The following is a 276-nucleotide window of genomic DNA, read 5'->3' as shown; positions in this document are numbered from 1 at the left end:
CCGTAATGCCCAGCAACTTCAGTTTGCGATGCAAGGCGGAGCGTTCCATGCCGATGAAACTAGCGGTGCGCGAGATATTGCCGGAGAAGCGACGGATCTGGACGCGAAGATATTCCCGCTCGAATGACTCCCGTGCCTCCCGCAGGGGTGCGCCCATAATCGCGGTCGATCCGCCGCCGCTACCGGCACCCTGCCCGAGCACTTCGGCGGGCAGCAGATCGAGATCGATCCGGCCGATGCGATCGCCGGGAGCCATGATGACGGTCCGCTCCACAA

The 276-nt window shown here is 63.4% G+C and carries 1 protein-coding gene; it reads right to left on the bottom strand.

What is annotated here, in order from left to right:
- On the bottom strand, window positions 1-256 hold a 256-nt coding region (locus AC0IYH_RS31410), incomplete at its 3' end, for a helix-turn-helix domain-containing protein (RefSeq protein ID WP_471838141.1).
- Window positions 257-276 lie beyond the last annotated feature (20 nt).

It is taken from the genome of Pseudomonas sp. AC463, from assembly GCF_979253585.1.
Note: the sequence above shows the minus strand (reverse complement) of the source record. Positions and strands in the feature narration are given on the sequence as shown.